Genomic DNA, 26,707 nt, shown 5'->3' with positions numbered 1-26,707 from the left:
GTCGCTTTGGACAAAGAAATGACGTGCCGCCACGCACAGTGGCTAATAGTGATAAAGAGAAAATCCGACTCACGCAGACCGCTAACAATGAAAGCAGCAACCCGGCACTGATTCCGACCGCTAACGCTAGAACCTAGCAACCGGGCATTGACCCCGACCGCTAACCCTGGGACCGAGCCCCCCCCGAACCCTCCCGCCCCAAACCCCAAACCCCAAACCCCAAACCCCAAAAACCAAGTGCGAACGACCTACTTAAAGACCACCGTCTTGCTCCCATTCAGCACAATCCTGTGCTCAACGTGCCACCGCACCGCGCGCGCGAGCGTCACGCATTCCACATCCCGCCCAATTGCCGTCAACTGATCCGGCGCCATGCTGTGGTCCACGCGCTCCACTCCCTGCTCGATGATCGGCCCTTCATCAAGATCCGTCGTCACGTAATGCGCAGTAGCACCAATCAACTTAACGCCACGATCAAACGCCTGGTAATAAGGCTTCGCGCCCTTGAAGCTCGGCAAGAACGAGTGATGAATATTGATCGCCCGGCCATTGAGCGCCACGCACATTTCCGGCGACAAAATCTGCATATAACGCGCGAGCACAACAAGATCAATCTTGTGCTGATCGACAATTTCCAGCACGCGCGCTTCCTGCGAAGCCTTCCCCTCGGGCGTGGACGCCATCAACGGCAGATGATGAAACGGTACGTCATAACTCGCCGCAAGCTGATAAAACTCACGATGATTCGAAACGATCGCCGGAATCTCGATCCCGAGTTGCCCCGTGCGATATCGGAACAGCAAGTCGTTCAGGCAATGCCCGATCTTCGACACCATGATCATCACGCGCGGTTTCACCGACGCATCATGCAGCTCCCACTTCATGCCGAATTCATCGGCGAGCGCGCTGAACGACGTGCGCAACGCTACGAGACCAGGGTCGCCACCGACCTGCTGAAAATGCACGCGCATGAAAAATTCGCCGGTGTGGCTGTCGCCGAATTGCGCGGAATCGAGAATATTGCTGCCGAGATCGAACAGGAATCCGGACACGGCATGCACAATGCCGGGACGATCCGGACACGACAACTTCAAGATGAAACTATGTTCGGTCGACATGAACCGATACTCCTTTGAGATGTTTCAAAGCACGTTCAACGCGTGTTCACCGGGTGTTCAAAACACTGGCGGTAAATAAATCTCCGCCATGCCCTCGCACGCTTCTTCGTCTATCCAGTTGCGGCGCAGCAGGCAATCCAAAGTGGCCAAGCTGGCATCGACCGTCATTGCGCCTTCCTCAATCCATCGCGCGACTTCATCGATACCGGCGAGCCGGTGTTCGCCGACTTCGCCATCCTGATTGCGCGGCGCGAAATCGGCAGGCAAGGTCAGGTCGAAAACGTAAATCAGCTCTGCCTGGGTACCTTCGGGCAGCGATTGCAGCACGTAGAATTCGCGCCCGCGAATGGCTTGGGCAGCAAGCTGCGGCTGCATACCGGCCTCCTCCCAGCACTCCTTCACGAGCGTTTCCTCGATCCCCGTCCCCCAGCCGATACCGCCCGCCACCACGTTATCGAGCATGCCTGGATCGGTCGCTTTTGTTTCGCTGCGCCGGGCGATCCAAAGCTCCGGCGCGCGGCCTGGCTCTTCGACAATACCGTTCAGATGGACAGCGTACGTCATTGTGCCGAAGAACCTCGAAGCGGCCCGTTCGATGAACGCAAGAGGCTCGGCATCGAAGGCATTGCGGATGGCGTAGGTTTCGTTGCGCCAGCCGGGAATACGACCGTCCGCGGCCAGCATGCCGATGACTGCGCCAAGCGCGGCGCTGCGCGCGTTGAGATCGGAGAAGGTACTGGAGAGACGGATCGACGTTTGATCGATATGAAACACGTCCGGCCATGCGTGCAGCGCGGGCACATCGGTACGCCGAATCCAGCCGACCCGTTCACGGTCGATGTAAAACGGCAGGTGCGCCGAAGCATCGAAACGACGCGCGGCAACGATGGCAGGCAAGCTCATGATGGACCCCGGCGGCGGAAAGCCGGAAATTGTACAGGGGGTTTTGTTCGCTGCAGGTCAGGGTTTCGGGATCGGGATCGGAATCATGGCAGCGGATACGCCGGAGCAATCCGGAGCCCGAATGCGAACGAAACCTGTCCTAATCCTTAAACGCCACGCGAATCCCCAGTCCGATAAATGTCGCCCCGGCCAGCCGGTCGAGCCACACGCCCACCTTCGGACGCCGCTGCAAATAAGCCCCAATCATCCCGGCGGCAACGCCAAAAACCGAGAACACCGCGACGGTCTGCAGCATGAACACGCCGCCAAGCTCGAACATCTGCAACATGACGCTTTGGCCGCCATGCGGATTCACGAACTGCGGCAGGAACACGATGAAAAACAGCGTGACTTTCGGATTCAGCAAATTGCCGATCACACTTTGCCGAAACACCACGGCCAACGGCTGGCTAGGCCGCTCGTGCGCGCTCGACAGACCCTTGCTACGAATCGCCTTGATGCCGATCCAGACCAGATAAGCAGCGCCAGCCAGCTTGACCGCTTCAAACGCTATCGGGGAAGACTTGAGCAACGCGGCCACACCGAGCGCGGCAAGCGTCGTGTGAAACGAAATGCCGGCAGCAAACCCAAGCGCCGCGACCAGTCCAGCCGCGCGCCCCTGTGAAATGCCGCGCGCGAGCACCTGAAGATTGTCCGGACCGGGCGCTGCGGTAATCGCAATGGACGCCGCGAGAAACAACAGGAAATTAGGCATGGGGCAGAGAATCCCGAGAAAATTCAGAGTAATTAGTGGCCGCTAAATTCGCAGACCGTATAAAGCGGCAAACCCGATTCGCGCAGGAGTTTTGACCCGCCAAGCTCCGGCAAATCGATAATCGCCGCGCCCTCGACCACCACCGCGCCAAGCCGTTCGAGCAACATCTTGCCGGCCATCATCGTGCCGCCGGTCGCAATCAGGTCGTCAACCAGCACCACGCGCTCGCCCGGTTTGCACGCGTCTTCGTGAATTTCAACGGTCGCGCTGCCATATTCGAGCTCATACGATTGCGACAACGTCCGGAACGGCAACTTGCCCTTCTTGCGGATCGGCACGAAACCCAGGCTCAATTCGTAAGCGAGAATTGGCCCGATGATAAAACCACGCGCATCAAGCCCGGCAATTGTGTCGATACGTGCATCTATATAGCGCTGCACCAGCAGGTCGATCAGTGTCCGCAACGCGCGCCGATCCTGCAAAACCGGCGTGATATCGCGGAACTGCACGCCGGGCTGCGGCCAGTCCGGCACAGTGCGAATCCGCTCGCGGATAAAACCGGCAGGATTGGATAAATTCGATACCGAGGGCGCTGCGAACTCAGACATGAAGATGTCTCCTGGAAAACGTCAGGCTACCGCGCCCGCACGGCGATTGCGCGACAGCCGTTCTTCCGCCTGCTGCAGCGCCTCGGGCAAACCGCGCAGCACCACAATGTCGCTCGCACGCAGCTTGGTGTCCGGATCAGGCGCCACGCCCCGAATCCCGTGCCGGCGAATAGCCGTTACTTCCACCCCGTCGCCCACCAGGCCTAGCTCATCGAGCGTACGGCCGACCGCGTCGGCGTTTTCATCGACGGGAACTGATTGTAGCCGGACCTGTTCGCGACGCTCGTCGTCGTCCTCATCCGCGCCGTGAAAATATCCGCGCAGCATGCTGTAACGCTCGTCGCGCATTTCTTCCACGCGCCGGACCACGCGCCGCATCGGCACGCCCATCAGCACCAGCGTATGCGACGCCAGCATCAAACTTCCTTCCACAATTTCGGGAATCACTTCCGTCGCGCCAGACGCGATCAGCTTTTCCAGATCGGCGTCATCGACGGTACGCACGATGGTCGGCAACGTAGGCTCAAGCTCGTGGATGCTGTGCAGCACGCGCAACGCGGACGGCGTGTTCGCGAAGGTAATGGCGACCGTGGCCGCGCGATGTATGCCGGCTGCGACCAGCGCCTCGCGCCGGCCGGCATCGCCGTAAACCACGCTTTCACCCGCCGCCGCCGCTGCCGCCACGCGATCGGGGTCCAGGTCGAGCGCGACGTATGACAACCCCTCGTGTTCCAGCATCCGCGCCAGATTTTGCCCCGCCCGGCCGTAGCCGCAAATGATCACGTGGCCGCTCTGCTTGATGCTTTGCGTCGCGATGCGCGTCATTTGCAACGACTGCCGCAACCATTCAGTCGATGAAAGCCGCAGCACGATCCGGTCGGCGTTCTGGATGATGAACGGCGCGGCCAGCATGGAAAGCAGCATCGACGAAAGGATGGCTTGCAGTAGCACCGGCTCGACCAGGTGTTTATCGAGGATCAGGTTCAGCAGCACGAAACCAAACTCGCCGGCTTGGGCCAAGTTAAGGCCGGTACGCATCGCCACGCCAGGCGGCGAGCCGAACAGCCGCGCGAGGCCGGTAATCATCACGGCTTTCAGCAGAATCGGCAGGATGAAAAACGACGCCACGAGAAACGGGTGTTCCCAGATCACGCGCGGATTGAGCAGCATGCCCGTGGTCACGAAAAACAGCCCGAGCAGCACGTCGCGGAACGGCTTGATGTCCTCTTCCACCTGATGCCTGTAAGGTGTTTCCGCGATCAACATTCCCGCTATAAACGCGCCGAGCGCGAGCGACAGGCCGAATTTATCGGTAATGAACGCCGCGCCCAGCGTGACCAGCAGCAGGTTCAGCATGAACAGTTCTTGCGAGCGCCGGCGCGCGACAATATTGAACCAGCGCGTCATGAACTTCTGGCCGATGAACAGCAGCACCGTCAACGCGACCACAATCTTCACGGCCGCAATCGCGAGCCAGAACGCCAGCTCCTTCGAATTCCCATTGCCGAACGCGGCAATGATAATCAGCAGCGGCACCACGGCCAGATCCTGGAACAGCAGCACGCCGAAGATGTTCCGGCCATGCTCGGATTCCAGTTCAAGCCGTTCAGCCAGCATCTTTGAAACGATGGCGGTAGATGACATCGACAACGCGCCGCCCAGCGCGATGCTCGCCTCCCACGACATGTCCGTCCAGAAGTTCGCGATCCACCCGAACAACAGCGCCAGCGCAATCGTCCCGGCGACCTGACTCGCGCCAAGACCGAACACGATCCGTCGCATCGATCGCAATTTCGATAACGAGAATTCAAGCCCGATCGAAAACATCAGGAACACGACGCCGAATTCCGCCAGATGCTGCGCGCGTTCGCTATCCGGCGCGATGCCGGCGGCGTGCGGTCCGACGATGATCCCGACCGCCAGGTAACCCAACATGGGCGGCAGGTTGAAAAAGCGGAATACGACGACCCCTGCCACTGAACACAGCAGCAACAGCAACGTCATTTCAAGCGGGGAAGTCATCCGTCTAGCGTCCTCGTTTGTCGGCGGATGGCGGCTCAGGGAGCACATCCGGATCTTGTGTTTTTTTAACGCGCGCAAGCATTGCGCGCAAGAAAACACACGGCCTTTCGGGGGCGGATGAACGGCTGAAGGCCGCCCCGTGTCCGGCGCGGCGCAAAGGTGCCTTTGTTATACTTCGCGCATGATAGCGAAAATCAATGGCGACCGGGCACTCGCGCTGGCTCGCACCGTGCTCGAAATTGAAGCCGACGCTGTGCGCGGCCTGTCCGCGCAACTCGACGACAACTTCACCGGCGCCGTCGAATTCCTGCTCGGATGCAAGGGCCGCGTGGTGGTATCGGGCATCGGCAAATCCGGGCACATCGCCCGAAAATTCGCGGCAACGCTCGCGAGCACCGGCACGCCCGGCTTCTTCGTTCATCCGGCCGAAGCGAGCCACGGCGACCTCGGCATGGTGACCGCCGACGACGTGTTCATCGCCCTGTCGAACTCGGGCGAAACCGCGGAACTCGTTGCCATTCTGCCCATCATCAAGCGCCTCGGGGCAAAATTGATTGCCATCACCGGGCGGCCGGAATCAAGCCTCGCGAAACTGGCCGACGTGCATCTGAATGCGCACGTCGATAAAGAAGCCTGCCCGATGAATCTCTCGCCGACCGCCAGTACAACCGCCGTGCTCGCGTTGAGCGACGCGCTCGCGGTCGCCGTCCTCGACGCCCGCGGTTTCGGCCCGGAAGACTTTGCGCGCTCCCACCCGGGCGGCGCACTCGGCCGGCGCCTGCTTACTTACGTACGCGACGTCATGCGCGTCGGGCCGGAAGTGCCGGAAGTGCCGCTTGACGCCACCGTCTCCGACGCCCTCTTCCAGATCACCGCCAAGCGCATGGGCATGACGGCCGTGGTCAACGAAAAGCGTCACGTTGAAGGGATCTTCACCGACGGCGACCTGCGCAGGATCCTTCAGCGCGACGGCGATTTCCGCGAATTGCCGCTGATCGATGTCATGACGCGTAATCCGCGCACGATCGGTCCGGATCATCTTGCGGTGGAAGCGGTGGAACTGATGGAGCGTTATCGCATCAATCAGATGCTGGTCGTCGATGAAAACGCGATCCTGATCGGCGCCCTGAACATGCATGACCTCTTTTCCAAGAAGGTAATCTGATGTCGACCTTGTCTTTCACGCCGGATATTGCCGCAACGGAAAACGCGCACGATCGCGCGAGCCGCGTGAAACTGATGATTTTCGACATCGATGGCGTGTTCACCGACGGCAGCCTGTTTTTCACCGCCGACGGCGACGCCATGAAGTCCTTCAATTCGCTCGATGGCCACGGCGTGAAAATGCTGCAGTCCGTGGGCATTCAAACGGCGATCATCACCGGGCGCAACTCCGGCATTGTCGCGGCGCGGGCACGTGAACTGGGCATTACGCACCTGCACCAAGGCGTCGCCGACAAAACCATCGCGCTCGCTCAACTGCTGCAAACCACGGGTATCCCGGCAACCGAATGCGGCTATATGGGCGACGACTGGCCCGATCTCGCCGTGATGCGGCTGTGCGGTTTCGCAGCGGCGCCGGCCAACGCGCATGTCGAAGTGATGAACCGCGTCCATTTCGCCACCGCCAAGCGCGGCGGCGAAGGTGCGGTGCGTGAAGTCTGCGACGCCATCCTGCGCGCGCAGAATCGCTACGACGGCCTGCTTGCCGCGGCTATCGGAGTCTGAATTCCATGCAACGACCCAAGAAACTGTCCTCGGCGCTGCCCGTGGTCGCCATGGCCGCGCTGGCTGGCGTCACCTACTGGATGCTGCAGGCTACGCTGCCCAAGCCCCTGGAACCGGAGCGCCCGAAGGAACACACACCTGACTACTTCGCGAACAACTTCTCCGTCTCGGAACTGGACACCACGGGTACAACGCAGTATCGGCTGACTGCCATTTCGATGGTGCATTACGAGGACGATGAAGTCAGCGACCTCACCAAACCCGCCATGCGCATGTTCCAGCCGCTGCGACCGACCGTGACGGCAACGTCCGAGCGGGGCACGGTGAACGGCGATGTCTCGATTGTCGACTTGTACGAGAACGCCCACATTTTGCGCGTGGCGGGCTACGGCGACCCGCAGATGACGGCGGATTCCGTGCACTTTCGCATCCTTGTGAACGACGATGTCATCGAAACAGAAAAGCCGGTTAAACTTCAGCGCGGTCCGTCCGTGATGACGGGCGACGGCATGAACTACAACAACGCGACCCGGGTAATGAAGCTGTTTGGGACGGTACGCGGCCAGATCGCTGCCTCCGATACCCTCGGCACCTCATCCAAATAACCCCGGCAGTTCCGACGAATTGCGCTTAATCCATTCAAGTGTGACTGCATGAACAAACCGTTTCTCCGACCCGAATCCGGCCGTCTGTGCGCAGCGCGCGCTGCATTTTTGCGCCGCGCCGCACGTATCGTGCAATTCGGGATCGCGGCGACATGCGTGGCGTTGCCCTTGGCGGCCTCGCTATTGGCCTTCGCCCCGGCCGCTTACGCCGAACGCGCCGACAACGACAAGCCGCTGAATATTGAAGCGGACAACATGACCTATGACGACCTGAAGCAGGTCAACATATTCACGGGCCACGTTGTCGCGACCAAAGGCACGATCATCATCAAGGCCGACCGTGTCGACGTGACGCAGGATCCGCAGGGGTATCAGTACGCAACCGGCACCTCTACCGGCGGCGCCCTCTCATATTTCCGCCAGAAACGCGACGGCCTCGACGAATACATCGAAGGCAATGCCGTGCGGATCGACTACGACGGCAAGCAGGATCTCACCACGCTGACTACCCGCGCCGTTGTGCGCCGCCTCGTCGGTCTCACCAAGATCCAGGACGAAGTCCACGGCAGCGTGATTACGTACGACGGCCAGAAAGACTTCTATACGGCGAAAGCGGGAGCTGATGTCGCCGGTCCAGGCAACCCGACTGGCCGCGTGCGCGCCATGCTCGCCCCGCGTAACGGCGGCGCCGCTCCGCTGACCGGCGCGCCGGCCACCCTGACGCCGTCCACCAAGATGCAAGGAACGCAGCAGCCGTGAATTCGCCCGCCATGCCTCATCGTAAGCCGGCCGGCACGAGCAGTTCGCTCACCGTCCGCAACCTGAAGAAACGCTACGGCTCGCGCACGGTCGTGAAAGACGTCTCGCTCGACGTGAAAAGTGGCGAAGTGGTCGGGCTGCTCGGGCCGAACGGCGCGGGCAAGACCACGTCGTTCTACATGATCGTCGGACTGGTGCCGCTGGATGCCGGTGAAATCCTGCTCGATGGAACGTCAATCAGCCTGCTGCCCATTCACAAGCGCGCGCGTCTCGGGCTCTCGTATTTGCCGCAGGAAGCGTCCGTGTTCCGAAAGCTGACCGTCGAGCAGAACATTCGCGCGGTGCTTGAACTGCAGACGGACGAGAACGAAAAGCCGCTCTCCAAGCAAGCGATTACGGATCGCGCGGAAGCGTTGCTGGACGAACTTCAGATCGCGCATCTACGTGAAAACCCGGCCTTGTCGCTCTCGGGCGGCGAACGGCGGCGGGTGGAAATTGCCCGTGCACTCGCGACCAATCCGGCGTTTATCCTGCTGGACGAACCGTTTGCCGGCGTCGATCCAATTGCCGTGCTCGAAATCCAGAAAATCGTGAAATTCCTGAAGCAGCGCAACATTGGCGTGCTGATCACGGACCACAACGTGCGCGAGACGCTTGGCATCTGCGACCACGCTTACATCATCAGCGACGGCAGCGTGCTCGCATCAGGCGCCCCAAGCGATATCATCGAAAATGAGAGCGTGCGGCGCGTTTATCTCGGTGAACATTTCCGCATGTGAGCGCGGGGACACAGCGTCCTGCGCCCCATGCAACTCCGTTGTGGACGGCGTCCCGCGCTCCCAGCAGATCTTACGTGCCGCCCGCGAGGCGGCACTTGTTTTTGGTCGATCCCCGCGAGGTGTCGCGCCCGTGGCAAACTCTCTACAATGATTAAAACCTTGCCATGAAAGCCAGCCTCCAACTCCGCCTGTCGCAGCATCTTGCGCTCACTCCACAACTGCAGCAGTCCATCCGGCTGCTGCAGTTGTCGACGCTCGAACTGCAGCAGGAAGTCGCGATGGCTGTCGCGCAAAATCCGCTGCTCGAGAACGAGGACGACTGGACTACCAGCCCGTTGCGCGTGGCAGCGGACGGCTCGCTGATCACGTCGGGGGCGTCGGTGAACGCGCCGGACCCCATGATGAGCAACGGCACGTCATCGAGCAGCAGTAGCACGACCACGACCGACCGCTCCGAAAACGGTGAGCCCCAGGGCGTAGACGAATACAACGGCATGAGTTCGTCGGACAACGGCCCGGATTCGAGTTCGTGGAATCTGGAAGATTACGGCCGCTCGAATAGCGGCTCGGACGACGACGACCTGCCGCCGCTGCAAATCCACGAATCCACTACCACGCTGCGCGACCACCTGACTTCACAACTGCGCATGACAAAGGCGAATCAGCGCGATCGTGCGCTGATCACATTCCTGATTGAATCGCTTGATGAAGACGGTTACCTCACGTCGTCGCTCGAGGAAGTGAAGTCGGATCTGCCTGATGAACTCGAAGTCGATGTCGACGAACTGAGCGCGGCGCTGGCGTTGCTGCAGAGTTTCGATCCGCCGGGAGTGGGCGGCCGTTCGGCGTCCGAATGCCTGAAGCTGCAGTTGTTGCGGCTCGACGCATCGCCCATCCGCACGCTGGCGCTCGATATTGTGATGCACCATCTGGAACTGCTGGCGGCGCGCGATTTCACGCGGTTGCGCAAGCAGCTCAAGGCATCCGACGACGCATTGCGCGACGCACACTTGCTCATCCGTTCGCTGGAACCGTTCCCTGGCGCCGCGTTCGGGAAAAGCGAAGCAGATTACGTGGTTCCCGACATCCTCGTGCGAAAGATGTCCAGCGGGTGGACCGCAGAATTGAATCCGGAAATCGTGCCGCGGCTTCGCATCAATCACCTCTACGCGAATATTTTGCGCAACAATCGCGGCGATCCGGGCAGTGGTTCGTTGCGTCAGCAGCTTCAGGAAGCGCGCTGGTTGATCAAGAATATTCAACAAAGATTCGAGACGATTCTCCGCGTTGCACAAGCCATTGTGGAGCGTCAGAAGAACTTTTTCGCGCATGGTGAAATTGCAATGCGGCCCTTGGTTTTGAGGGAGATTGCTGATACGCTGGGTTTACACGAATCCACCGTCTCACGTGTGACAACCGGTAAGTACATGCTGACCCCATTCGGGACGCTTGAATTTAAGTACTTCTTCGGATCGCACGTTTCAACCGACACGGGTGGCGCGGCATCGTCCACGGCGATCCGGGCACTCATCAAACAACTGATAGGAGCCGAAGACTCAAAATCTCCTCTTTCAGACAGCCGCATCGCAGAGTTGCTGGCAGAACAGGGATTCGTGGTCGCGCGCCGTACGGTGGCCAAATATCGCGAAGCTCTGAAAATCCCGGCAGTGAATTTGCGAAAGTCTCTGTAGCCCGCTGCATGTTGCGGCGGGCCTTTACCGGCCGCGTCGCAAAAGCGCGAGCGAGCTGGCCGATGCGTTTTCCCGTTCCGTACCGCCGTTCAACAGAATGGACACGTACGGGCAAGCAGCGACCGGTTTCGGCAGCGTGATAGCGTCCAGGCGGCCATTAGCTTGGAGAGCAACTATGAATCTGCAGATCAGTGGACACCATCTCGAATTGACGCCTGCGTTGCGAGAATATGTGATCACCAAACTGGATAGAGTGCTACGGCACTTCGATCAGGTGATCGACGGCAGTGTGGTCCTCTCGGTCGACAATCATAGGGAAAAGGACAAGCGGCAAAAGGTCGAAATCAACCTGCATCTGAAGGGCAAGGACATTTTCATCGAGAGTTGTGACGTTGATATGTACGCGGCGATCGACCTGATGGTCGACAAGCTGGACAGGCAAGTGCTGCGCCACAAGGACAAGATCCAGGAGCATGCGCACGCCACCATGAAGTACGGACACGAACCGCTGGAGAGCGAAGTTCCGGCGCCGTGAGGTCCATGAACGGTTAGAGGAATGATTCAAACGGGTTGAACGGCGCATCGGCTGGAGCTTTTTTGCGATGCGCCGGATTCCGGAACAATGTGGACCGGAACCCGTCAGTCCGATAGTCGGCACGAGCCGCCTGAAAGCAGGCGGCTTTTTTGTCGCCGCACGATTCGGACGGTTTTTTGCGGCAACCAGGGGTAAATTGGAGCAAAACAGCAGGCGTTGCGTTAAGCGCAACAAACGCGCCCAGTGTATGGCGCGGCGCACCATCGTTTGATTACGCTGATCTATAATGGTCCGGTTAGTACCGGGATTGTTAATCGGAGTGAAGCGAGACTTTCGTCTCCCGCGCATTCCTTACCAAAATCGCCGTGAGCGTTTAGCGCAGGTTCTGCAGCCGCCACGATGAGGAGAATTCAGGCCACGCATCTGCCTGCCAACATGAATCGTTTAGCCAAATTTCTTCCCCTCGAAAATGTCGTCCTCGGACTGTCCGTCACTAGCAAGAAACGTGTATTCGAGCAAGCGGGCCTGATCTTCGAGAACCAGAACGGCATTGGCCGCAGTACCGTTACCGACAATCTCTTTGCGCGCGAGCGCCTTGGCTCGACCGGTCTCGGCGAAGGTGTCGCCATTCCCCACGGACGCATCAAGGGCCTGAAGCATCCGCTCGCCGCCTTCGTGCGCCTGGCTGAGCCGATCGCTTTCGAATCGCCGGACGGGCAGCCCGTGTCGCTGCTGATCTTTCTGCTTGTTCCCGAGCAGGCCACGCAACAGCACCTCGAAATCCTCTCGGAAATAGCGCAGCTACTGTCCGACCGGGAAGCACGCGAACGCCTGAATACTGAAGAAAACCGTGAGGCGCTGTATCAGGTGCTCACGCAATGGCAGCCCTGAGCTCTCCCAAGCCAGTCCTCGTGCTGGACTTGAAGCCGGACTCGGCGCGAAAGACCAGGCCCAACGGCCCTCTCGCGCCGGCGGCCCTTCTAGCGCACAATCGGTCCTATTGAGCGAAGCATTTAAGAGACCAAATCCGGCTCTTGAATTGCCCCATGCTCGCGGCCTCTCTCGGAGTTCCGGCCTCATGGATACGTCCAGCATCAACGCCCAGAGCATTTTCGACGACAACGCAGCCGCACTGAAACTAAGCTGGCTAACGGGTCACGAAGGCTGGGAGCGCGGCTTTTCGACCGAAACCGTTGCCAATGCAACGTCAAGCGCCGATCTCGTCGGGCACCTGAACCTGATTCACCCCAACCGTATCCAGGTACTCGGCGACGCCGAAATCACCTACTACCAACGCCAGTCCGACGAAGACAGGTCGCGCAACATGGCCGAACTGATCGCGCTGGAACCGCCGTTTCTGGTGGTTGCAGGCGAAGTCGGCGCGCCGCCCGAACTGGTTCTGCGATGCACCCGCTCGTCCACGCCGCTCTTTACCACGCGCATGTCGGCGGCGGCGGTGATCGACAGCCTGCGCCTCTACATGTCGCGGATTCTTGCTCCGCGCGCCACGCTGCACGGCGTGTTCCTCGACATCCTCGGCATGGGTGTGCTCCTGACCGGCGACTCCGGTCTTGGCAAAAGCGAACTCGGGCTCGAGTTGATCAGCCGCGGTCACGGTCTTGTCGCTGACGACGCCGTAGACTTCGTGCGCCTCGGTCCGGATTTTGTCGAAGGCCGATGCCCGCCGCTGCTGCAGAACCTGCTGGAAGTGCGGGGTCTGGGCCTGCTGGATATCAAAACCATCTTTGGTGAAACCGCCGTTCGGCGGAAAATGAAGCTGAAGCTGATCGTTCAGCTTGTGCGTCGTCCGGACGGTGAATTTCAGCGGCTGCCACTGGAAAGCCAGGCGGTCGACGTGCTCGGCTTGCCGATCAGCAAGGTCACTATTCAGGTGGCTGCCGGCCGAAATCTGGCCGTGCTGGTGGAAGCGGCGGTGCGCAACACGATCCTGCAATTGCGGGGTATCGATACGTTGCGCGACTTCATGGATCGTCAGCGCCTTGCCATGCAGGACCCCGAAAGCCAGTTTCCCGGCAAGCTGATCTGATCGGTTTGTATGGCAAAACCGGCGGCATCGCGTACTGAGTCAAAGTACTGAGCCGCCGCCTGGACCCGAACTTTTTGCGTGCTTTTATCTCGAGCGAACGAGTCCTTATTCATGCGCATTATTCTGATTACCGGTATTTCCGGCTCCGGCAAATCGGTTGCCCTGAACGCGCTCGAAGACGCCGGCTACTATTGCGTCGACAACCTGCCTCCGCGCTTCCTGCCCGAGCTCGCCAAGTATCTCGACTCGCAAGGGCAGGCGCGTCTGGCCGTCGCTATCGACGCGCGTTCGAGCCGTTCGCTCGACGAAGTGCCCGCTATCATCAAAGACCTGTCGCAAGCGTTCGACCTGCGCGTGCTGTTTCTCAACGCGAGTACTCAGTCGCTGATTCAGCGCTTCTCCGAGACGCGCCGGCGCCATCCGTTGTCGGGTTCGTCCAATCACAACGCCGACGTGGGCCTGCTGACGTCGCTGGGTGAAGCGATCGAAAGCGAGCGCGAACTGGTGTCGGGACTGGCCGAATTTGGCCATCAGATCGACACCAGCAATCTGCGGGCGAACGTGTTGCGCGCGTGGGTGAAGAGTTTTATTGAACAGGAACAGGCCGGGCTAACGTTGATGTTCGAATCGTTCGGATTCAAGCGCGGCGTGCCGCTGGACGCCGATTTCGTCTTCGATGTCCGTACGCTCCCAAATCCCTATTACGATCACCAACTGCGGCCGCTGACGGGCCTGGACAAGCCGGTTATCGACTTTTTGTCCGCGCAGCCGATGGTCCACCAGATGATCGACGACGTGGGTACGTTCATCGCTAAATGGCTGCCGCAATTTCGTGACGACAACCGGAGTTACCTCACGGTGGCAATCGGCTGTACGGGCGGCCAGCATCGCTCCGTATTCATCGCCCAGGCGCTCGCCGCGCGCTTCGGGGACAAGGCTAATGTGATTGTGCGGCATCGCGACGCACCCATCGCTGTGGATGGACACGTCGCGCCCTTGCAAACCTGATCGCCTTCGGGCGGCCTTTTTTAAAGAAGCGCGCGATGTCCACTAATCCCCTTCTCGCCGACCTGCCGCTGTTTCCGCTGCATACCGTGTTGTTTCCGGGCGGCCATCTCCCCCTGAAAATCTTTGAAGCCCGCTATCTCGACATGGCGCGTGCGTGCTTGCGCGAAGGCACGCCATTCGGCGTGTGCCTCTTGAAAAGCGGTAATGAGATAGCGTCACCGGGGGCCCCGTCGGTGCCCGAAAGCATCGGCTGCCTGGCCGAGATCACGCAATGCGACGTGGACACGTTCGGCATGTTGTTGGTCCAGGCGCGTGGCACGACACGCTTTCGGCTGTTGTCGCATCGCGTGGAGGCGAGCAATTTGCTCGTGGGCGTAGCGGAAACCATTGGCGACGATACGCCGATGGACGACGCGCAAGCGTTGGTGAAATTTGGTGCGTGCGCGGAAGTGCTGGAGCGGATCATCGATGCAATCAAGGCGCGCGAGCCGAAGGACCTGCCGTTCACGGAGCCCTTCCTTCTCGACGATCCGACGTGGGTGTCGAACCGTTTATCCGAGATCCTGCCAATCCCCATGCGCGCCCGGCAAAAGCTGATGGAACTTGAAGACGCGGCCGCGCGAATCGATGTCGTGCATCACTATATGCAGCAGCATCAACTGCTTTGACGTTGCTTCAGGCTTGAGCGTCCCGCCCTATCAAATCAGCGAGCCCTGCAGTGCATCAAGCAGTTTGCGCACGGGCGCGGGTACGCCGTACGCATCGATATTCGCAAGCGGCGCCCACACGGTCTGGTTATCGGCAGCATCGGACACGCCGTTCGCCTGCCCGAGACGCGGCTCGATATCCAGTTTGAAATGCGTGAACGTATGCGTGAAAGACGTGAGCCGCTGAAGCTCTCCCGACCCGCCGAAGCTATGCGAAACCGCCGCGAGTGCTTCTTCATCAGCGGCTTGCGGCAAGCTCCATAGACCGCCCCAGATGCCCGTCGGCGGACGCTTTTCAAGCAGGACGCTATCGCCATCCTGCAACACCAGCATCCAGGTCTTGCGAGTCGGCACGGTCTTTTTCGGGCGGGATGTGGGCAATTCCTTTTGCCGCCCGGTCACATTCGCCACGCAATCGGGGGCAAACGGACAACGCGCGCAATCCGGCTTGCCACGCACGCACAGCGTCGCGCCGAGATCCATCAAACCCTGCGTATAAGCGGTAACTTCGTCCTTGTGAGCGGCGTCGGGAAGCAGCGATTCGGCCAGTGTCCACATCGTGTTTTCGACGCGCTTTTCGCCCGGAAATCCTTCGATACCAAACACCCGCGCGAGCACTCGCTTAACGTTGCCATCGAGAATCGTCGCGCGCGCGCCAAACGCGAACGACGCAATGGCGGCCGCCGTCGATCGCCCAATTCCCGGCAGTTCAGCCAACGCATCGACGCCGCGGGGAAACTCGCTGCCATGCTCTGTCGCCACCACAAACGCGCATCGATGCAGATTTCGCGCGCGCGAGTAGTAGCCGAGGCCGGCCCAGAGCGCCATGACGTCGTCGATCGGGGCGAAGGCGAGCGCGTTCACATCGGGGAAACGGTCGAGAAAACGCGCGTAGTACGGGATCACCGTCGCCACCTGCGTCTGCTGCAACATGATTTCGGACAACCAGATCCGGTAGGCATCGCGCGTGTTTTGCCACGGCAGGTCGTGGCGGCCGTGAACACGTTGCCACGCGATCAGGCGCGTGGAGAAGTCGGTAAGCTGGAGCATGGAGCTAGCGCTGGCAGCGCGGGCAGAAGTACGTGGATCGTTGGCCTTGCACGATTTGTTTGATGGCCGTTCCGCAAACATGGCATGGCAATCCGGCGCGATCATAGACGAAATAATCGAGCTGGAAATAGCCTGACTCGCCATTGCTGCCCACGAAATCGCGCAACGTGCTGCCGCCCTTTTCGATGGCCGCGGCAAGCGTCGTACGCACGGCGTCGGCGAGGAGATCGTAGCGCACGAGCGAGACGCGCCCGGCGGCGACCGTCGGCCGGATACCCGCACGAAACAGGCTCTCGGACGCATAGATGTTGCCCACGCCGACCACCATCGTGCCCGCGAGCAAGGCCTGCTTGACGGACACCTTGCGCCCGCGCGTCTGCCGGTACATCAACGCGCCGGAAAATTCGGCAGTGAATGGCTCTACGCCCAGACCCGCCAGCAGCGGATGGTCGAGCACGTCGCCGTCCGCGCGCGCATGCCAGAGCACCGCGCCAAAGCGCCGCGGATCGCGAAAGCGCAAAATGAATTCATCGAAGATCAAGTCGATATGATCATGCTTCGCCGCATCTGGCGGACGTGGCACGTTACGGAGAACGCGCAGCGTCCCTGTCATGCCCAGATGCACAATCAGCCAGCCTTCGGCGGTTTCGAACAACAGGTACTTGCCGCGTCGCTCGACCTTGTCGATTTTCAGCGCTTTCATCGTCTTCGCGAGATGCGGCGGAATCGGCCAGCGCAGCGCCGGCGTACGGACATCGACACGCTCAACCCGGCGTCCGGTAACGAACGGTTCGATCCCGCGTCGGGTTACTTCGACTTCCGGCAACTCTGGCATGTTTTACTGGTCTGTAACTTGCTGTGGGATGTGCGCGTATTGTAGCGAGCGCGTTACAATCGACTGAAACATTGATCGGATTTCCATGAACTTGTCCTTCGTAAAGTTGTTTTCGAAGCAGCGTGCAGCGACCGCTCAAACGAGCGCCGCACGCGGTAAGCCGGTCTACTCAAGCAAGCTCGCGGCCGCAGTGGCGCTCGCGGTGGCCGCGTTTGCGCTTGCGCCTGCCTATGCGCAAAGCCCCGCGCAAGCTCCCTCGCCTGACGACGATCAATCCGCCATCAGTGCCGCGGACCTGATCACCGCGCCGCCCACGGGCAAGGAAGTACAGGACTTGCCGAATGTGGCCGCGTCCAGCCAGATTGTGTTCCAGGTGCTCGCGGCCGAAGTCGCGTTGCAACGCAATCAGGCAGCGCCCGCCTATCAGACGTATCTCGCCCTCGCGCGCGATACGCACGATCCACGCTTCGCGCAGCGTGCGACCGAGATTGCAATTGCCGCACAAAGTCCCAACGACGCGCTGACGGCCGTCCAGCTTTGGCAGCAGTTTTCACCGAATTCGGAACGCGCGGCGCAGTTGAGCGCGTCGCTGCTGATCCTCTCCGGCAAACCTGACGACGCCAAGCCGATCCTCACCACCGAGCTCGCGAAAGTACCGGCGGAGCAGCGTGGCGACGCGATCCTTTCGCTGCAGATCCTGCTCTCTCGCGGACCGAATCGCGTAGGCGGGTTGAATGTGTTGAAGGATCTGGTCAAGAACGATCTGGACCGGCCGGAAACGCAACTGGCGCTTGCCCGGCAGGAAATTGCCGCCGACGACCAGCCGGGCGCGAAGGCATCGCTTGAACAAGCGCTGAAATTGAAGCCCGACTACTTGCCTGCCGCGTTGACGCTTGCGCGCATGGGGCCGAACGAACGCAATGAAGGTATTGCTTCGTTCGAGAAATACCTTGAGAAGGATCCGAAGTCGCACGACGCACGGCTTGCGCTGGCGCAACTGTATTTGTCGGCGGATCGTCTCGACGACGCCCAGAAGCAGTTCGAAATCATGCGCAAGAACGACGCGAAAGATTTGACGCCGCTGATGGCGCTCGCGCTGATCAACATTCAGAAGAAACAGCCGGACAAGGCGCAGGATTACCTGAAACAGTACGCGGCGGCGGCTGAAAGCACGCCGGGCGCTGATCCGGGACAGGCTTATATCTACCTCGCGCAGTTGTCGCTGGAGAAGAAAGACGACGTGGCCGCGAACCAGTGGCTCGACAAGATTCCGCGCGCGAGCCAGCAGTATCTGCCGGCACAGGTCACGCGCGCGCAGATCCTCGCCTCGCACGGCAAGGTCGACGAAGCGCGCCAGTTGCTGGGCAGCCTGCAGACATCGGATCCCCGCGACCTGGCGCTGCTCGCGCGCACGGACGCCGCCATGCTGTTCCAGGCGCAGCGTTATCCGGAGGCGGAAGCGGCGTTAGCGAAGGCATCGGCGGCGTTCCCCGATGACCCGGACATTTCCTACGACTACGCCATGGCAGCCGAGAAGAACGGCCATTACGACACCATGGAAACGCAGTTGCGCAACCTGATGAAAGAGCAGCCGGACAATGCGCAGGCGTATAACGCGCTCGGCTATTCGCTCGTCGATCGCAACGAGCGGCTGGACGAAGCGGAAAAGCTGATCGAGAAGGCGGTGTCGCTTGCGCCAAACGACGCGTTCATCATGGACAGCCTCGGCTGGGCGAAGTATCGGATGGGCAATTCCATGGAAGCGGCCAGCATCCTGAAGAAAGCCTATGACCTGCAGCCGAACGCTGAAATTGGCGCTCATCTTGGCGAAGTGCAGTGGAAGTCAGGGCAGCAGGACCAGGCGCGTAATACATGGCGCCAGGCGCAAAAGCTCGAACCCGGCAACGACACATTGTTGAAAACGCTCAAACGATTCCAGGTGAACGACCTTTGAACTTGATTGCAACGAATTTCCTGACCGGTCAGCGCGCACGTCGCGGCGCACTGGCGCTGATGGCAGCGGGTGTGGTGGTGGTGTCGGGGTGCGCGATCAAACCGCGCGTGCCGACAACCTCAAATGCAGCAACCGCGGTGACCGCACAGACCAGCCGCGCTTATCACGGCCGGTTCGCGGTGCAGTACAACGACCAGAACGGCCAGCAGCGCAACGCGTACGGCAACTTCGACTGGCAGGAAACCGGCGACACCGTCACCCTGCAATTGCGCAATCCGCTTGGGCAAACGCTGGCTATCGTGACGTCGTCGCCGTCTTCGGCCACGCTCGAACTACCGAACCGCGATCCGCAGACCGCCGATAACGTCTCCGACCTCATGGGCACCACGCTCGGCTTCGCGCTGCCTGTGGAAGGCTTGCGGTACTGGCTGCAGCCATCGCCCGCGCCAACGTCGCGAGCACGCACGACCATGGATTCGTCGTCGGAAAACGGCCGCCTGAAGGAAATCAAGCAGGACGGCTGGACCATCGACTACGTGGCCTACGCCGACGCGCCTGCAACCGGCGTGAAACGCCTGAATCTGTCGCGTGCCGAACCTCCGCTCGACATCAAGCTCGTCCTCGACCAGTAACGCTTAGTTCAATCGCATGCAGTCATCTTTATCGCGTTCGTCGCCGGGTCAAGCGGGTCCGCTGGCCGATGTTTCCCTTCGCGACTGTCTCGCGCCGGCCAAGCTCAATCTGTTTTTGCACATCACCGGGCGCCGCCCGGACGGCTATCACGCGTTGCAGACGGTGTTCCAGTTACTCGACTGGGGCGACCGGCTGCACTTCACCCGTCGTGACGACGGCGTGATCGCGCGTAAAACCGATGTTCCGCGCGTGCCGGAAGCGGATGACCTTGTTGTCCGTGCTGCGCGTCTGCTGCAGTCGACAACGGGCAGTCCCCTTGGCGTCGACATAGAAATTGATAAAATACTGCCCATGGGCGCCGGTCTCGGCGGTGGCAGCTCTGACGCCGCGACCACGCTGCTGGCCCTGAATCGATTGTGGGGCGTGGATTTGTCGCGACAAGCGTTGCAGGACCTGGCGTTGAAACTTGGCGCCGATGTGCCGTTTTTCGTCTTTGGGCGCAATGCTTTTGCCGAAGGCGTGGGCGAGGCGCTGCAGGTGGTCGATTTACCGACGCGCTTCTTCCTGGTGGTGACTCCTGCGGTGCATGTTCCAACTGCTGCGATTTTCTCGGAGAAAGCGTTGACAAGGGACTCAAAAGTCCTCACAATTACGGACTTCCTTGCACAACATAGTTCTGACGCAGATTGGCCTGACAGCTTCGGCCGAAATGATATGCAGGCAGTTGTGGTTGAGAAGTACGCGGAAGTAGCTAAGGTGATTGAGTGGTTTTCGAATCTTTCACCTGCGCGAATGACCGGATCTGGAGCGAGCGTGTTTGCCGCTTTTCGTAGCAAAGCCGAAGCTGAGATGGCGCAAGCCAAACTCCCGGCAAGCTGGAAAAGTACAGTGACCGAAAGTCTGGATTCGCATCCTCTCTTTGCTTTCGCGTCGTAAAGTTTTGTTTCGCCGGGTTTGTCCTACACTACCCGGCAGGACTCAAAGTTAGTGTAGGGGAGTCGCCAAGTTGGTTAAGGCACTGGATTTTGATTCCAGCATGCGAAGGTTCGAATCCTTCTTCCCCTGCCATAATTTCTCGCGTTTTTCCTCTCGCCCCAGCCAAGAAACAGGTGCACGATGAGCAGTGACGGCCTGATGGTATTCACTGGCAACGCGAATCCCGCGCTTGCACAGGAAGTCGTCAAAATCCTTGGAATTCCTCTTGGCAAAGCAATGGTCAGCCGTTTTTCCGACGGCGAAATCATGGTCGAGATCCAGGAAAACGTGCGCGGCAAAGACGTGTTCGTGCTGCAGTCAACCTGCGCGCCGACCAACGATACGCTGATGGAACTCATGATCATGGTCGATGCGCTCAAGCGCGCATCTGCTGGCCGGATCACTGCAGCCATCCCGTACTTCGGTTATGCCCGTCAGGATCGCCGGCCACGTTCGGCTCGCGTTGCCATCTCGGCGAAAGTCGTGGCGAACATGCTGGAAATTGCCGGTGTGGACCGTGTCATCACCATGGACCTCCACGCCGACCAGATTCAAGGTTTCTTCGACATCCCGGTCGACAACATCTACGCCACCCCCGTGCTGCTCGGCGATCTGCGCAAGCAGAACTACGAGAACTTGCTGGTGGTGTCGCCGGATGTGGGCGGTGTGATCCGCGCCCGGGCGTTGGCGAAGCAACTGAACACCGATCTCGCGATCATCGACAAGCGTCGCCCGAAGGCGAACGTCGCTGAAGTGATGAACATCATTGGTGAAGTGGAAGGCCGCACGTGCGTGATCATGGACGACATGGTCGACACCGCCGGCACGCTCTGCAAAGCAGCACAGGTTTTGAAGGAACGCGGCGCGACGCGAGTGTTCGCGTATGCCACGCACCCGGTTTTGTCGGGCGGCGCAGGCGAGCGGATCGCAGCGTCGGAACTCGACGAACTCGTCGTGACCGACACCATCCCCCTCTCCGAAGAAGCGCGTGCCTGTACCAAGGTTCGTATTCTGTCGAGCGCGGGATTGCTGGCTGAAACGTTCTCGCGGATCCGTCGCGGCGACTCGGTGATGTCGCTGTTCGCGGAAGGTTAAAAAGTATTTGCGGTTTAGCGGAGGGTCAAAACTCTGCTGAATCGCGTAATCGGTTCAGGCGAACGAAGGCCTGAACCGTTGCTCTGGGGCTGAACGCGAACACGCGGACAGCCCCGTTTTCACTGCCTGGTCGCGGGCAGATTATGGAGTTGAATCATGAAAGTAGTCGCTTTTGAGCGCAATCTGCAAGGTACGGGTGCGAGCCGCCGCCTGCGTAACTCGGGCAAGACCCCGGGTATCGTATATGGCGCAAATGCTGAAGCTCAAGCTGTTGAGCTCGATCACAACGCACTTTGGCACGCGCTGAAGAAAGAAGTGTTCCATTCGTCGATTCTTGACCTGGAAATCGCTGGCAAGTCGCAACAGGTTCTGCTGCGCGACGTGCAATACCATCCGTTCAAGCAAATGGTTCTGCACGTTGACTTCCAACGTGTTGATTCGACGAAGAAGCTGCACACCAAGGTACCGGTGCACTTCTTGAATCAAGAAACGAATCCTGCTGTGAAGATCGGCGGCGCGGTTATCTCGCACGTTCTGAATGAAGTCGAAATCGAATGTCTTCCGGCTGACCTGCCGGAATTCGTCGAACTCGATCTGGCGAAGATTGAAGCCGGTCACACGCTGCACGTGAAGGACATCGTTTTGCCGAAGGGCGTGGCGCTGGTCGCTCACCTCGACGCAGAAAACCCGGTGATCGCTTCGGCGACTATCCCGGCTGCTGTCGTGTCCGACGAAGCTGCTTCGGGTGGCGCTGCTGCTCCGGCTGCAGGCGACAAGCCGGCTGCATAAGTCTGGCTGAAACCTCCGCTTGAGTCCGCCTAGGGTCCGCCCAAAGCGGACGAAGTGACCCGCCGTTGCTCTGCTCCGGCGGGTTTTTTTTGGCCTTTTTCTGGTGCGGTTGACGTTGCTACGCCGCCAAGATTGAACATGATCAAACTGATCGTCGGGCTCGGTAATCCGGGCGCCGAATACACCGCGACCCGCCACAACGCCGGCTTCTGGTTCGTCGATCAACTGGCGCGCGACGCCGGTGCATCGCTGCGTGACGAGCGCCGGTTTCACGGTCACTATGGTCGCGGCCGGCTGAATGGCCAGGAGATTCATCTGCTCGAGCCGCAGACCTTCATGAACCGGTCAGGGCAATCGGTCGTGGCCGTGGCGCAATTCTTCAAGATCCTGCCGGACGAGATTCTTGTTGCACACGATGAACTGGACTTGCCGCCCGGTACCGTGAAGCTGAAGCTTGGCGGCGGCAGTGGTGGGCACAATGGTCTGAAGGACATTTCCGCGCATTTGTCGGTGCAGCACTATTGGCGGTTGAGGATTGGCATCGGGCATCCGCGTGATCTCATTCCCGAAGCCTCGCGTGCCGGTGCGAAACCGGATGTGGCAAATTTTGTGCTGAAACCGCCGCGCCGTGAAGAACAGGACGTGATCGATGCATCGATTGAACGCGCCCTCGCCGTCATGCCGTTCGCGATCAACGACGAGATGGAGCGTGCAATGATGAACCTGCATCGCAACGCGCCATAGAGAACTCGTAGCACCCCGTCCCGAAAGGACAAGTAAGGGACAAATTAAGGAGCGAACCTTGAGCCGTTTCTGGAGCGATATCGTCAATAAGCTGACGCCGTATGTGCCGGGCGAACAACCCGCGCTAGCGCGTCCCGTGAAGCTCAACACGAACGAGAACCCCTATCCGCCCTCACCGCGCGTGATCGAGGCGATCCGGCGCGAACTCGGCGAGGACGGTGACTCGCTCCGCAAATATCCCGATTCCACAGCGCATGCGTTGCGCGCGGCCCTCGCGCAGCATCACGGCCTGCGCGAGAGCCAGGTGTTTGTCGGCAATGGCTCGGACGAGGTTCTCGCACACACGTTCCAGGCGCTCCTCAAGCACGACAAGCCCATCCGTTTTCCGGACGTCACGTACAGCTTTTATCCTGTGTACGCGCAGTTATACGGCGTAGCGGTCGACGTAGTGCCGCTCAACGCGGATTTCGGTATTGATGTGGACGACTATCGCGCGCCCAATGGTGGCGTGCTGCTCCCCAATCCGAACGCGCCGACTGGGCGCGCGCTGCCGCTCGCCGAGATCAAGGTGCTGCTCGCGGCGAATCCTGATTCGGTTGTCGTCATCGACGAGGCGTATGTGGATTTCGGCGCGGAATCGGCGGTGACGCTTATCGATGAAAATCCGAATTTGCTGGTCGTGCAGACGTTATCGAAGGCGCGTTCGCTCGCCGGTATGCGGGTGGGATTTGCGCTCGGACACGAAGCGTTGATCGAGGCACTGACGCGCGTGAAGGACAGTTTCAACTCGTATCCGCTCGACCGGTTGGCGCAAGCCGCAGCGATCGCGGCTGTTGAAGACGACGACTGGTTTCGCGAAACTTGCGCGAAGGTGATCGCCAGCCGCGATCGGCTGACGGCGGACTTGCAGGCGTTAGGATTCGATGTGGTGCCGTCGGCTGCGAACTTCGTATTGGCGCGTCATCCGGAACACGATGCCGCCATGCTGGCCGCGCGCTTGAAGGAGAAAGAAATTTTCGTGCGGCATTTCAAGCTGCCGCGAATCGATCAGCATTTACGCATCACGATCGGCACCGATGCCGACTGCGACACGTTGCTGGCAGGACTGCGCGCGCTGCTCTGAGGGCACGCACGCCAAGGGCGCTGGAGGCTTAACCTGACGCTTGGCGTTAAATCAAGCGCCCTTCGCTTTCATCAACACGTGATATTTCGCCATCAGCTGGATGGCGTTTTCCTCGTGCGCCGGGTCGCGTGGAATGCAATCCACCGGACACACTTGCTGGCATTGCGGTTCGTCGTAGTGGCCGACGCATTCGGTGCACTTATTCGGGTCGATCACGTAGATGTCGACACCCATCGAGATGGCGTCGTTCGGGCACTCGGGCTCGCACACGTCGCAGTTGATGCACTCGTCGGTAATGAACAGGGCCATGCTTTACTCTCTTCGCCCGGCCTCTCAGCCGGCTTTTGCAGTGCCCGCGCGACTCTGAATGAGAGCGCGCGTTAGTGAGCGCCTGGAACGCTCACGGCACCGTTGGGTCTTGCGCGATCGGACCGACCTTGTCCTGCAAGCGCTTTTCCACCGATGGGAAAACAAACTTGCTGACATCGCCGCCGAGTTGCGCGATCTCGCGCACGATCGTGCCCGAGATGAATTGATATTGATCCGATGGCGTCATGAACATCGTTTCGACGTCAGGCAGCAAATAACGGTTCATGCCCGCCATCTGGAATTCGTATTCGAAGTCGGAGACGGCACGCAGGCCCCGCACGATCACGCGAGCGTTGTTCTTGCGCACGAAATCCTTCAGTAGCCCCTTGAAGCTCATCACCTGCACGTTCGGATAATGCCCCAGCACATCGTGTGCAATATCCAGCCGTTCCGCCAAACTGAAGAACGGCTTCTTGTTCCGGCTATCTGCCACTCCGACGACCAGCGTATCGAAAATACTCGATGCACGTCGCACGAGGTCTTCGTGACCGCGCGTGAGCGGGTCGAACGTTCCGGGATAAACGGCTACAACCATGGCGCATCTCCTCTTCTGATACTTCTTCTGGTATGTCTTTCGCTACAGATTGGGCCGCCGTCGGCATCGACAAGACCGGAAAACGTCTCCGATACCTTGCCATCTGCCAAGTCCATCACGCCTCGTCCACGGTCGGCCGAACATCGCCCGGCAGACATTTGGGAACGCGCATTATTCCTCATTTTCGCGCCGCAGCAAATGATAGCGGACCGCGCCAGCCTTGCCTTCGCGGGTAATCGCCCATCCGGACAACGCAGGCGTTTGTGCAATATCGACGGGTTCACCCGATTCGATGTACAGCGCGCCGCCCGCCGACACCAGCGGCACGGCCAGCTCAATGGCGCGCTGGAGCATGGCGGTGTCGCCGAAAGGGGGATCGAGGAACACGACATCGAAAGAATTCGGCGCGAGGCCCGCGACGAGCCGCAGCGCGTCCGCTTCCACGATTTCGATGTTTTTCGCGGCCAGGCGCGTCTGGTTCGCTTTCAGTTGCGCCACTGCGCGACCGCTGCGTTCCACCATGAGCACGCGGAGCGCACCGCGCGACGCCGCTTCGAAGCCTAACGCGCCGCTGCCGGCGAAGAGGTCGAGGCAACGTTTACCATCGAGCGATTGGCCGAGCCAGTTGAACAGCGTCTCACGAACCCGGTCGGGCGTCGGACGCAGGCCGTCCAGGCTCAGAACGGGCAGCGGCGTGCGCTTCCAGTCGCCACCAATAATTCGGATTGAATTTGCCTTGCCGCCGCGCGATGGCGCAGCTTCACGGACTTTCGGAGCGCGTTCCGCGGTGCGCTCGGCGTTGCGTTCGCGATTTCGCTCGGGATTTCGCTCTAATGCGCGGGTGATCGAGGAACGGGACATGGACGTGCGTGGGGCGTAAGTGGAGGCGGCGGGATGACCCGCGCGGGTCGGTTGAGAACGTGATCGGTTTGCGACAATTCGCGTGTCGCCGATGCGGGCACGTTACCACAGCCCCGCCGCGCCCGATGCAGGGGTTCGTCATCGGTCGCCATCGGGCCGGGCGCTACGATCGGTGCCGGCTGATAAAATAGGCTGCTTTCGCTTTTTTCGCACACACGCCCGGCTCTTCCCGCTGTTTCCGGCGGTCTTTCGCGGCATCGTAGCCATCGCCACCTTTGCGTTTGCGCATTGTTTGCGTTCTGCGCTCGTTCGACGCAGGAACGCGGTTGCGACGGCATCGATAGAACGCGCCACCCCCACCACTGCAGACCATGTTCAGCTTTTTCAAACGATTAATAGGCAAATCGACCGACACCGATATTGATGCCGATGCGCCCGAGGAAAACGAAGCCGAAGACGTTGCCGAAGCGCATTCTGATG

28 protein-coding genes and 1 tRNA gene are annotated in these 26,707 nt (G+C 60.1%); 19 read left to right on the top strand and 10 right to left on the bottom strand.

The window, feature by feature from the left end:
- Positions 1–248 precede the first annotated feature (248 nt).
- The 5 genes from purU to GSQ93_RS18990 all read right to left on the bottom strand — a co-directional run bounded on the left by purU (position 249) and on the right by GSQ93_RS18990 (position 5,405).
- Positions 249–1,118 carry a formyltetrahydrofolate deformylase gene (gene purU / locus GSQ93_RS19010; protein WP_158937195.1) on the bottom strand — a complete coding sequence of 290 codons (870 nt, stop codon included), beginning with the start codon at positions 1,116–1,118 and terminating at the stop codon, positions 249–251.
- A gap of 57 nt (positions 1,119–1,175) precedes the next feature.
- Positions 1,176–2,021: an NUDIX hydrolase family protein gene (locus GSQ93_RS19005; protein WP_158937194.1), complete on the bottom strand. Its 846-nt coding sequence runs from the start codon at positions 2,019–2,021 to the stop codon at positions 1,176–1,178.
- A 139-nt stretch (positions 2,022–2,160) separates the two neighbouring features.
- Positions 2,161–2,775: a LysE family translocator gene (locus GSQ93_RS19000; protein WP_158937193.1), complete on the bottom strand. Its 615-nt coding sequence runs from the start codon at positions 2,773–2,775 to the stop codon at positions 2,161–2,163.
- A 32-nt stretch (positions 2,776–2,807) separates the two neighbouring features.
- Positions 2,808–3,383: an adenine phosphoribosyltransferase gene (locus GSQ93_RS18995; RefSeq protein ID WP_158937192.1), complete on the bottom strand. Its 576-nt coding sequence runs from the start codon at positions 3,381–3,383 to the stop codon at positions 2,808–2,810.
- Positions 3,384–3,404: 21 nt separating this feature from the next.
- Entirely contained in the window at positions 3,405–5,405 is a 2,001-nt protein-coding gene (locus GSQ93_RS18990; protein WP_158937191.1) for a monovalent cation:proton antiporter family protein, read from the bottom strand.
- A 181-nt stretch (positions 5,406–5,586) separates the two neighbouring features.
- Here GSQ93_RS18990 and kdsD point away from each other — a divergent pair, with 181 nt between their 5' ends.
- The 11 genes from kdsD (at position 5,587) to GSQ93_RS18935 (ending at position 15,225) form a co-directional block, all read left to right on the top strand.
- The gene (gene kdsD, locus GSQ93_RS18985) at positions 5,587–6,570 is read left to right on the top strand and encodes an arabinose 5-phosphate isomerase KdsD (RefSeq protein ID WP_158937190.1); all 984 of its coding nucleotides are present in this window, start codon (positions 5,587–5,589) and stop codon (positions 6,568–6,570) included.
- Positions 6,570–7,133: an HAD family hydrolase gene (locus GSQ93_RS18980; RefSeq protein ID WP_158937189.1), complete on the top strand. Its 564-nt coding sequence runs from the start codon at positions 6,570–6,572 to the stop codon at positions 7,131–7,133. The genes kdsD and GSQ93_RS18980 overlap by 1 nt, the downstream gene beginning before the upstream one ends.
- Positions 7,134–7,138: 5 nt before the next feature.
- A complete protein-coding gene (gene lptC, locus GSQ93_RS18975; protein WP_158937188.1) occupies positions 7,139–7,738 on the top strand; it encodes an LPS export ABC transporter periplasmic protein LptC in 600 nt (199 codons plus the stop codon).
- A gap of 48 nt (positions 7,739–7,786) precedes the next feature.
- The gene (gene lptA / locus GSQ93_RS18970) at positions 7,787–8,497 is read left to right on the top strand and encodes a lipopolysaccharide transport periplasmic protein LptA (protein WP_158937187.1); all 711 of its coding nucleotides are present in this window, start codon (positions 7,787–7,789) and stop codon (positions 8,495–8,497) included.
- Between the two features lie 11 nt (positions 8,498–8,508).
- Positions 8,509–9,276: an LPS export ABC transporter ATP-binding protein gene (gene lptB, locus GSQ93_RS18965; protein WP_158937289.1), complete on the top strand. Its 768-nt coding sequence runs from the start codon at positions 8,509–8,511 to the stop codon at positions 9,274–9,276.
- Positions 9,277–9,440: 164 nt separating this feature from the next.
- Positions 9,441–10,967, top strand: a complete 1,527-nt coding sequence (locus tag GSQ93_RS18960; RefSeq protein ID WP_158937186.1) for an RNA polymerase factor sigma-54 — start codon at positions 9,441–9,443, stop codon at positions 10,965–10,967.
- A 175-nt stretch (positions 10,968–11,142) separates the two neighbouring features.
- Complete coding sequence (raiA, locus tag GSQ93_RS18955) at positions 11,143–11,502, top strand: ribosome-associated translation inhibitor RaiA (RefSeq protein ID WP_158937185.1); 360 nt, start codon at positions 11,143–11,145, stop codon at positions 11,500–11,502.
- Positions 11,503–11,901: 399 nt separating this feature from the next.
- The gene (gene ptsN / locus GSQ93_RS18950) at positions 11,902–12,393 is read left to right on the top strand and encodes a PTS IIA-like nitrogen regulatory protein PtsN (RefSeq protein WP_367889766.1); all 492 of its coding nucleotides are present in this window, start codon (positions 11,902–11,904) and stop codon (positions 12,391–12,393) included.
- A 187-nt stretch (positions 12,394–12,580) separates the two neighbouring features.
- Positions 12,581–13,549: an HPr(Ser) kinase/phosphatase gene (gene hprK / locus GSQ93_RS18945; protein WP_031357600.1), complete on the top strand. Its 969-nt coding sequence runs from the start codon at positions 12,581–12,583 to the stop codon at positions 13,547–13,549.
- 111 nt (positions 13,550–13,660) lie between these two features.
- Entirely contained in the window at positions 13,661–14,557 is an 897-nt protein-coding gene (rapZ, locus tag GSQ93_RS18940; RefSeq protein ID WP_158937184.1) for an RNase adapter RapZ, read from the top strand.
- Between the two features lie 35 nt (positions 14,558–14,592).
- Complete coding sequence (locus tag GSQ93_RS18935; RefSeq protein ID WP_158937183.1) at positions 14,593–15,225, top strand: LON peptidase substrate-binding domain-containing protein; 633 nt, start codon at positions 14,593–14,595, stop codon at positions 15,223–15,225.
- 30 nt (positions 15,226–15,255) lie between these two features.
- On the opposite strand, the gene mutY is transcribed toward GSQ93_RS18935, so the two are convergent.
- Both mutY and mutM read right to left on the bottom strand, forming a co-directional pair.
- Complete coding sequence (mutY, locus tag GSQ93_RS18930) at positions 15,256–16,314, bottom strand: A/G-specific adenine glycosylase (protein ID WP_158937182.1); 1,059 nt, start codon at positions 16,312–16,314, stop codon at positions 15,256–15,258.
- Between the two features lie 4 nt (positions 16,315–16,318).
- Positions 16,319–17,149, bottom strand: a complete 831-nt coding sequence (mutM, locus tag GSQ93_RS18925; protein ID WP_158937181.1) for a bifunctional DNA-formamidopyrimidine glycosylase/DNA-(apurinic or apyrimidinic site) lyase — start codon at positions 17,147–17,149, stop codon at positions 16,319–16,321.
- Positions 17,150–17,234: 85 nt separating this feature from the next.
- On the opposite strand from mutM, the gene GSQ93_RS18920 reads away from it, so the two are divergent.
- The 8 genes from GSQ93_RS18920 (at position 17,235) to hisC (ending at position 24,462) form a co-directional block, all read left to right on the top strand.
- On the top strand, positions 17,235–19,103 hold the full coding sequence (locus tag GSQ93_RS18920; RefSeq protein WP_158937180.1) for a tetratricopeptide repeat protein: 1,869 nt from the start codon (positions 17,235–17,237) through the stop codon (positions 19,101–19,103).
- A gap of 59 nt (positions 19,104–19,162) precedes the next feature.
- Positions 19,163–19,735, top strand: coding sequence for a lipoprotein insertase outer membrane protein LolB (lolB, locus tag GSQ93_RS18915; protein ID WP_216857636.1), 573 nt, complete (start codon positions 19,163–19,165; stop codon positions 19,733–19,735).
- A gap of 16 nt (positions 19,736–19,751) precedes the next feature.
- Positions 19,752–20,672, top strand: a complete 921-nt coding sequence (ispE, locus tag GSQ93_RS18910; RefSeq protein ID WP_158937178.1) for a 4-(cytidine 5'-diphospho)-2-C-methyl-D-erythritol kinase — start codon at positions 19,752–19,754, stop codon at positions 20,670–20,672.
- Positions 20,673–20,727: 55 nt separating this feature from the next.
- Positions 20,728–20,804: transfer RNA gene (locus tag GSQ93_RS18905), tRNA-Gln, on the top strand.
- Between the two features lie 48 nt (positions 20,805–20,852).
- The gene (locus GSQ93_RS18900) at positions 20,853–21,806 is read left to right on the top strand and encodes a ribose-phosphate pyrophosphokinase (RefSeq protein WP_158937177.1); all 954 of its coding nucleotides are present in this window, start codon (positions 20,853–20,855) and stop codon (positions 21,804–21,806) included.
- Positions 21,807–21,962: 156 nt separating this feature from the next.
- Complete coding sequence (locus tag GSQ93_RS18895) at positions 21,963–22,595, top strand: 50S ribosomal protein L25/general stress protein Ctc (RefSeq protein ID WP_158937176.1); 633 nt, start codon at positions 21,963–21,965, stop codon at positions 22,593–22,595.
- 138 nt (positions 22,596–22,733) lie between these two features.
- Positions 22,734–23,339 (top strand): aminoacyl-tRNA hydrolase, encoded by a 606-nt coding sequence (gene pth, locus GSQ93_RS18890; protein ID WP_158937175.1) that lies wholly within the window; start codon positions 22,734–22,736, stop codon positions 23,337–23,339.
- A gap of 58 nt (positions 23,340–23,397) precedes the next feature.
- Positions 23,398–24,462, top strand: a complete 1,065-nt coding sequence (hisC, locus tag GSQ93_RS18885; RefSeq protein ID WP_158937174.1) for a histidinol-phosphate transaminase — start codon at positions 23,398–23,400, stop codon at positions 24,460–24,462.
- 51 nt (positions 24,463–24,513) lie between these two features.
- Here the strand turns inward: hisC and GSQ93_RS18880 are convergent, their stop codons facing one another.
- From GSQ93_RS18880 to rsmD, 3 genes are all read right to left on the bottom strand, one after another.
- A complete protein-coding gene (locus GSQ93_RS18880; protein ID WP_089165255.1) occupies positions 24,514–24,771 on the bottom strand; it encodes a YfhL family 4Fe-4S dicluster ferredoxin in 258 nt (85 codons plus the stop codon).
- A 91-nt stretch (positions 24,772–24,862) separates the two neighbouring features.
- Entirely contained in the window at positions 24,863–25,366 is a 504-nt protein-coding gene (coaD, locus tag GSQ93_RS18875; protein ID WP_158937173.1) for a pantetheine-phosphate adenylyltransferase, read from the bottom strand.
- A gap of 171 nt (positions 25,367–25,537) precedes the next feature.
- Positions 25,538–26,227, bottom strand: coding sequence for a 16S rRNA (guanine(966)-N(2))-methyltransferase RsmD (gene rsmD / locus GSQ93_RS18870; RefSeq protein WP_158937172.1), 690 nt, complete (start codon positions 26,225–26,227; stop codon positions 25,538–25,540).
- Positions 26,228–26,707 lie beyond the last annotated feature (480 nt).

The organism is Burkholderia sp. S171, assembly GCF_009766085.1.
Classification (GTDB): Bacteria; Pseudomonadota; Gammaproteobacteria; order Burkholderiales; family Burkholderiaceae; genus Caballeronia.
Note: the sequence above shows the minus strand (reverse complement) of the source record. Positions and strands in the feature narration are given on the sequence as shown.

Bases quoted from the DNA above. Each gene is read 5' to 3' on its own strand.
- mutM (WP_158937181.1), bottom strand. From the start codon at position 17,149: ATGCCAGAGTTGCCGGAAGTCGAAGTAACCCGACGCGGGATCGAACCG.
- lptC (WP_158937188.1), top strand. From the start codon at position 7,139: ATGCAACGACCCAAGAAACTGTCCTCGGCGCTGCCCGTGGTCGCCATG.
- GSQ93_RS18980 (WP_158937189.1), top strand. From the start codon at position 6,570: ATGTCGACCTTGTCTTTCACGCCGGATATTGCCGCAACGGAAAACGCG.
- hprK (WP_031357600.1), top strand. From the start codon at position 12,581: ATGGATACGTCCAGCATCAACGCCCAGAGCATTTTCGACGACAACGCA.
- lptA (WP_158937187.1), top strand. From the start codon at position 7,787: ATGAACAAACCGTTTCTCCGACCCGAATCCGGCCGTCTGTGCGCAGCG.
- mutY (WP_158937182.1), bottom strand. From the start codon at position 16,314: ATGCTCCAGCTTACCGACTTCTCCACGCGCCTGATCGCGTGGCAACGT.
- kdsD (WP_158937190.1), top strand. From the start codon at position 5,587: ATGATAGCGAAAATCAATGGCGACCGGGCACTCGCGCTGGCTCGCACC.
- ispE (WP_158937178.1), top strand. From the start codon at position 19,752: ATGCAGTCATCTTTATCGCGTTCGTCGCCGGGTCAAGCGGGTCCGCTG.
- GSQ93_RS18895 (WP_158937176.1), top strand. From the start codon at position 21,963: ATGAAAGTAGTCGCTTTTGAGCGCAATCTGCAAGGTACGGGTGCGAGC.
- purU (WP_158937195.1), bottom strand. From the start codon at position 1,118: ATGTCGACCGAACATAGTTTCATCTTGAAGTTGTCGTGTCCGGATCGT.
- GSQ93_RS18920 (WP_158937180.1), top strand. From the start codon at position 17,235: ATGAACTTGTCCTTCGTAAAGTTGTTTTCGAAGCAGCGTGCAGCGACC.
- lolB (WP_216857636.1), top strand. From the start codon at position 19,163: ATGGCAGCGGGTGTGGTGGTGGTGTCGGGGTGCGCGATCAAACCGCGC.
- GSQ93_RS19005 (WP_158937194.1), bottom strand. From the start codon at position 2,021: ATGAGCTTGCCTGCCATCGTTGCCGCGCGTCGTTTCGATGCTTCGGCG.
- GSQ93_RS18960 (WP_158937186.1), top strand. From the start codon at position 9,441: ATGAAAGCCAGCCTCCAACTCCGCCTGTCGCAGCATCTTGCGCTCACT.
- GSQ93_RS18995 (WP_158937192.1), bottom strand. From the start codon at position 3,383: ATGTCTGAGTTCGCAGCGCCCTCGGTATCGAATTTATCCAATCCTGCC.
- raiA (WP_158937185.1), top strand. From the start codon at position 11,143: ATGAATCTGCAGATCAGTGGACACCATCTCGAATTGACGCCTGCGTTG.
- pth (WP_158937175.1), top strand. From the start codon at position 22,734: ATGATCAAACTGATCGTCGGGCTCGGTAATCCGGGCGCCGAATACACC.
- coaD (WP_158937173.1), bottom strand. From the start codon at position 25,366: ATGGTTGTAGCCGTTTATCCCGGAACGTTCGACCCGCTCACGCGCGGT.
- GSQ93_RS18900 (WP_158937177.1), top strand. From the start codon at position 20,853: ATGAGCAGTGACGGCCTGATGGTATTCACTGGCAACGCGAATCCCGCG.
- GSQ93_RS18935 (WP_158937183.1), top strand. From the start codon at position 14,593: ATGTCCACTAATCCCCTTCTCGCCGACCTGCCGCTGTTTCCGCTGCAT.
- GSQ93_RS18880 (WP_089165255.1), bottom strand. From the start codon at position 24,771: ATGGCCCTGTTCATTACCGACGAGTGCATCAACTGCGACGTGTGCGAG.
- ptsN (WP_367889766.1), top strand. From the start codon at position 11,902: ATGAGGAGAATTCAGGCCACGCATCTGCCTGCCAACATGAATCGTTTA.
- lptB (WP_158937289.1), top strand. From the start codon at position 8,509: ATGCCTCATCGTAAGCCGGCCGGCACGAGCAGTTCGCTCACCGTCCGC.
- GSQ93_RS18990 (WP_158937191.1), bottom strand. From the start codon at position 5,405: ATGACTTCCCCGCTTGAAATGACGTTGCTGTTGCTGCTGTGTTCAGTG.
- GSQ93_RS19000 (WP_158937193.1), bottom strand. From the start codon at position 2,775: ATGCCTAATTTCCTGTTGTTTCTCGCGGCGTCCATTGCGATTACCGCA.
- rapZ (WP_158937184.1), top strand. From the start codon at position 13,661: ATGCGCATTATTCTGATTACCGGTATTTCCGGCTCCGGCAAATCGGTT.
- rsmD (WP_158937172.1), bottom strand. From the start codon at position 26,227: ATGTCCCGTTCCTCGATCACCCGCGCATTAGAGCGAAATCCCGAGCGA.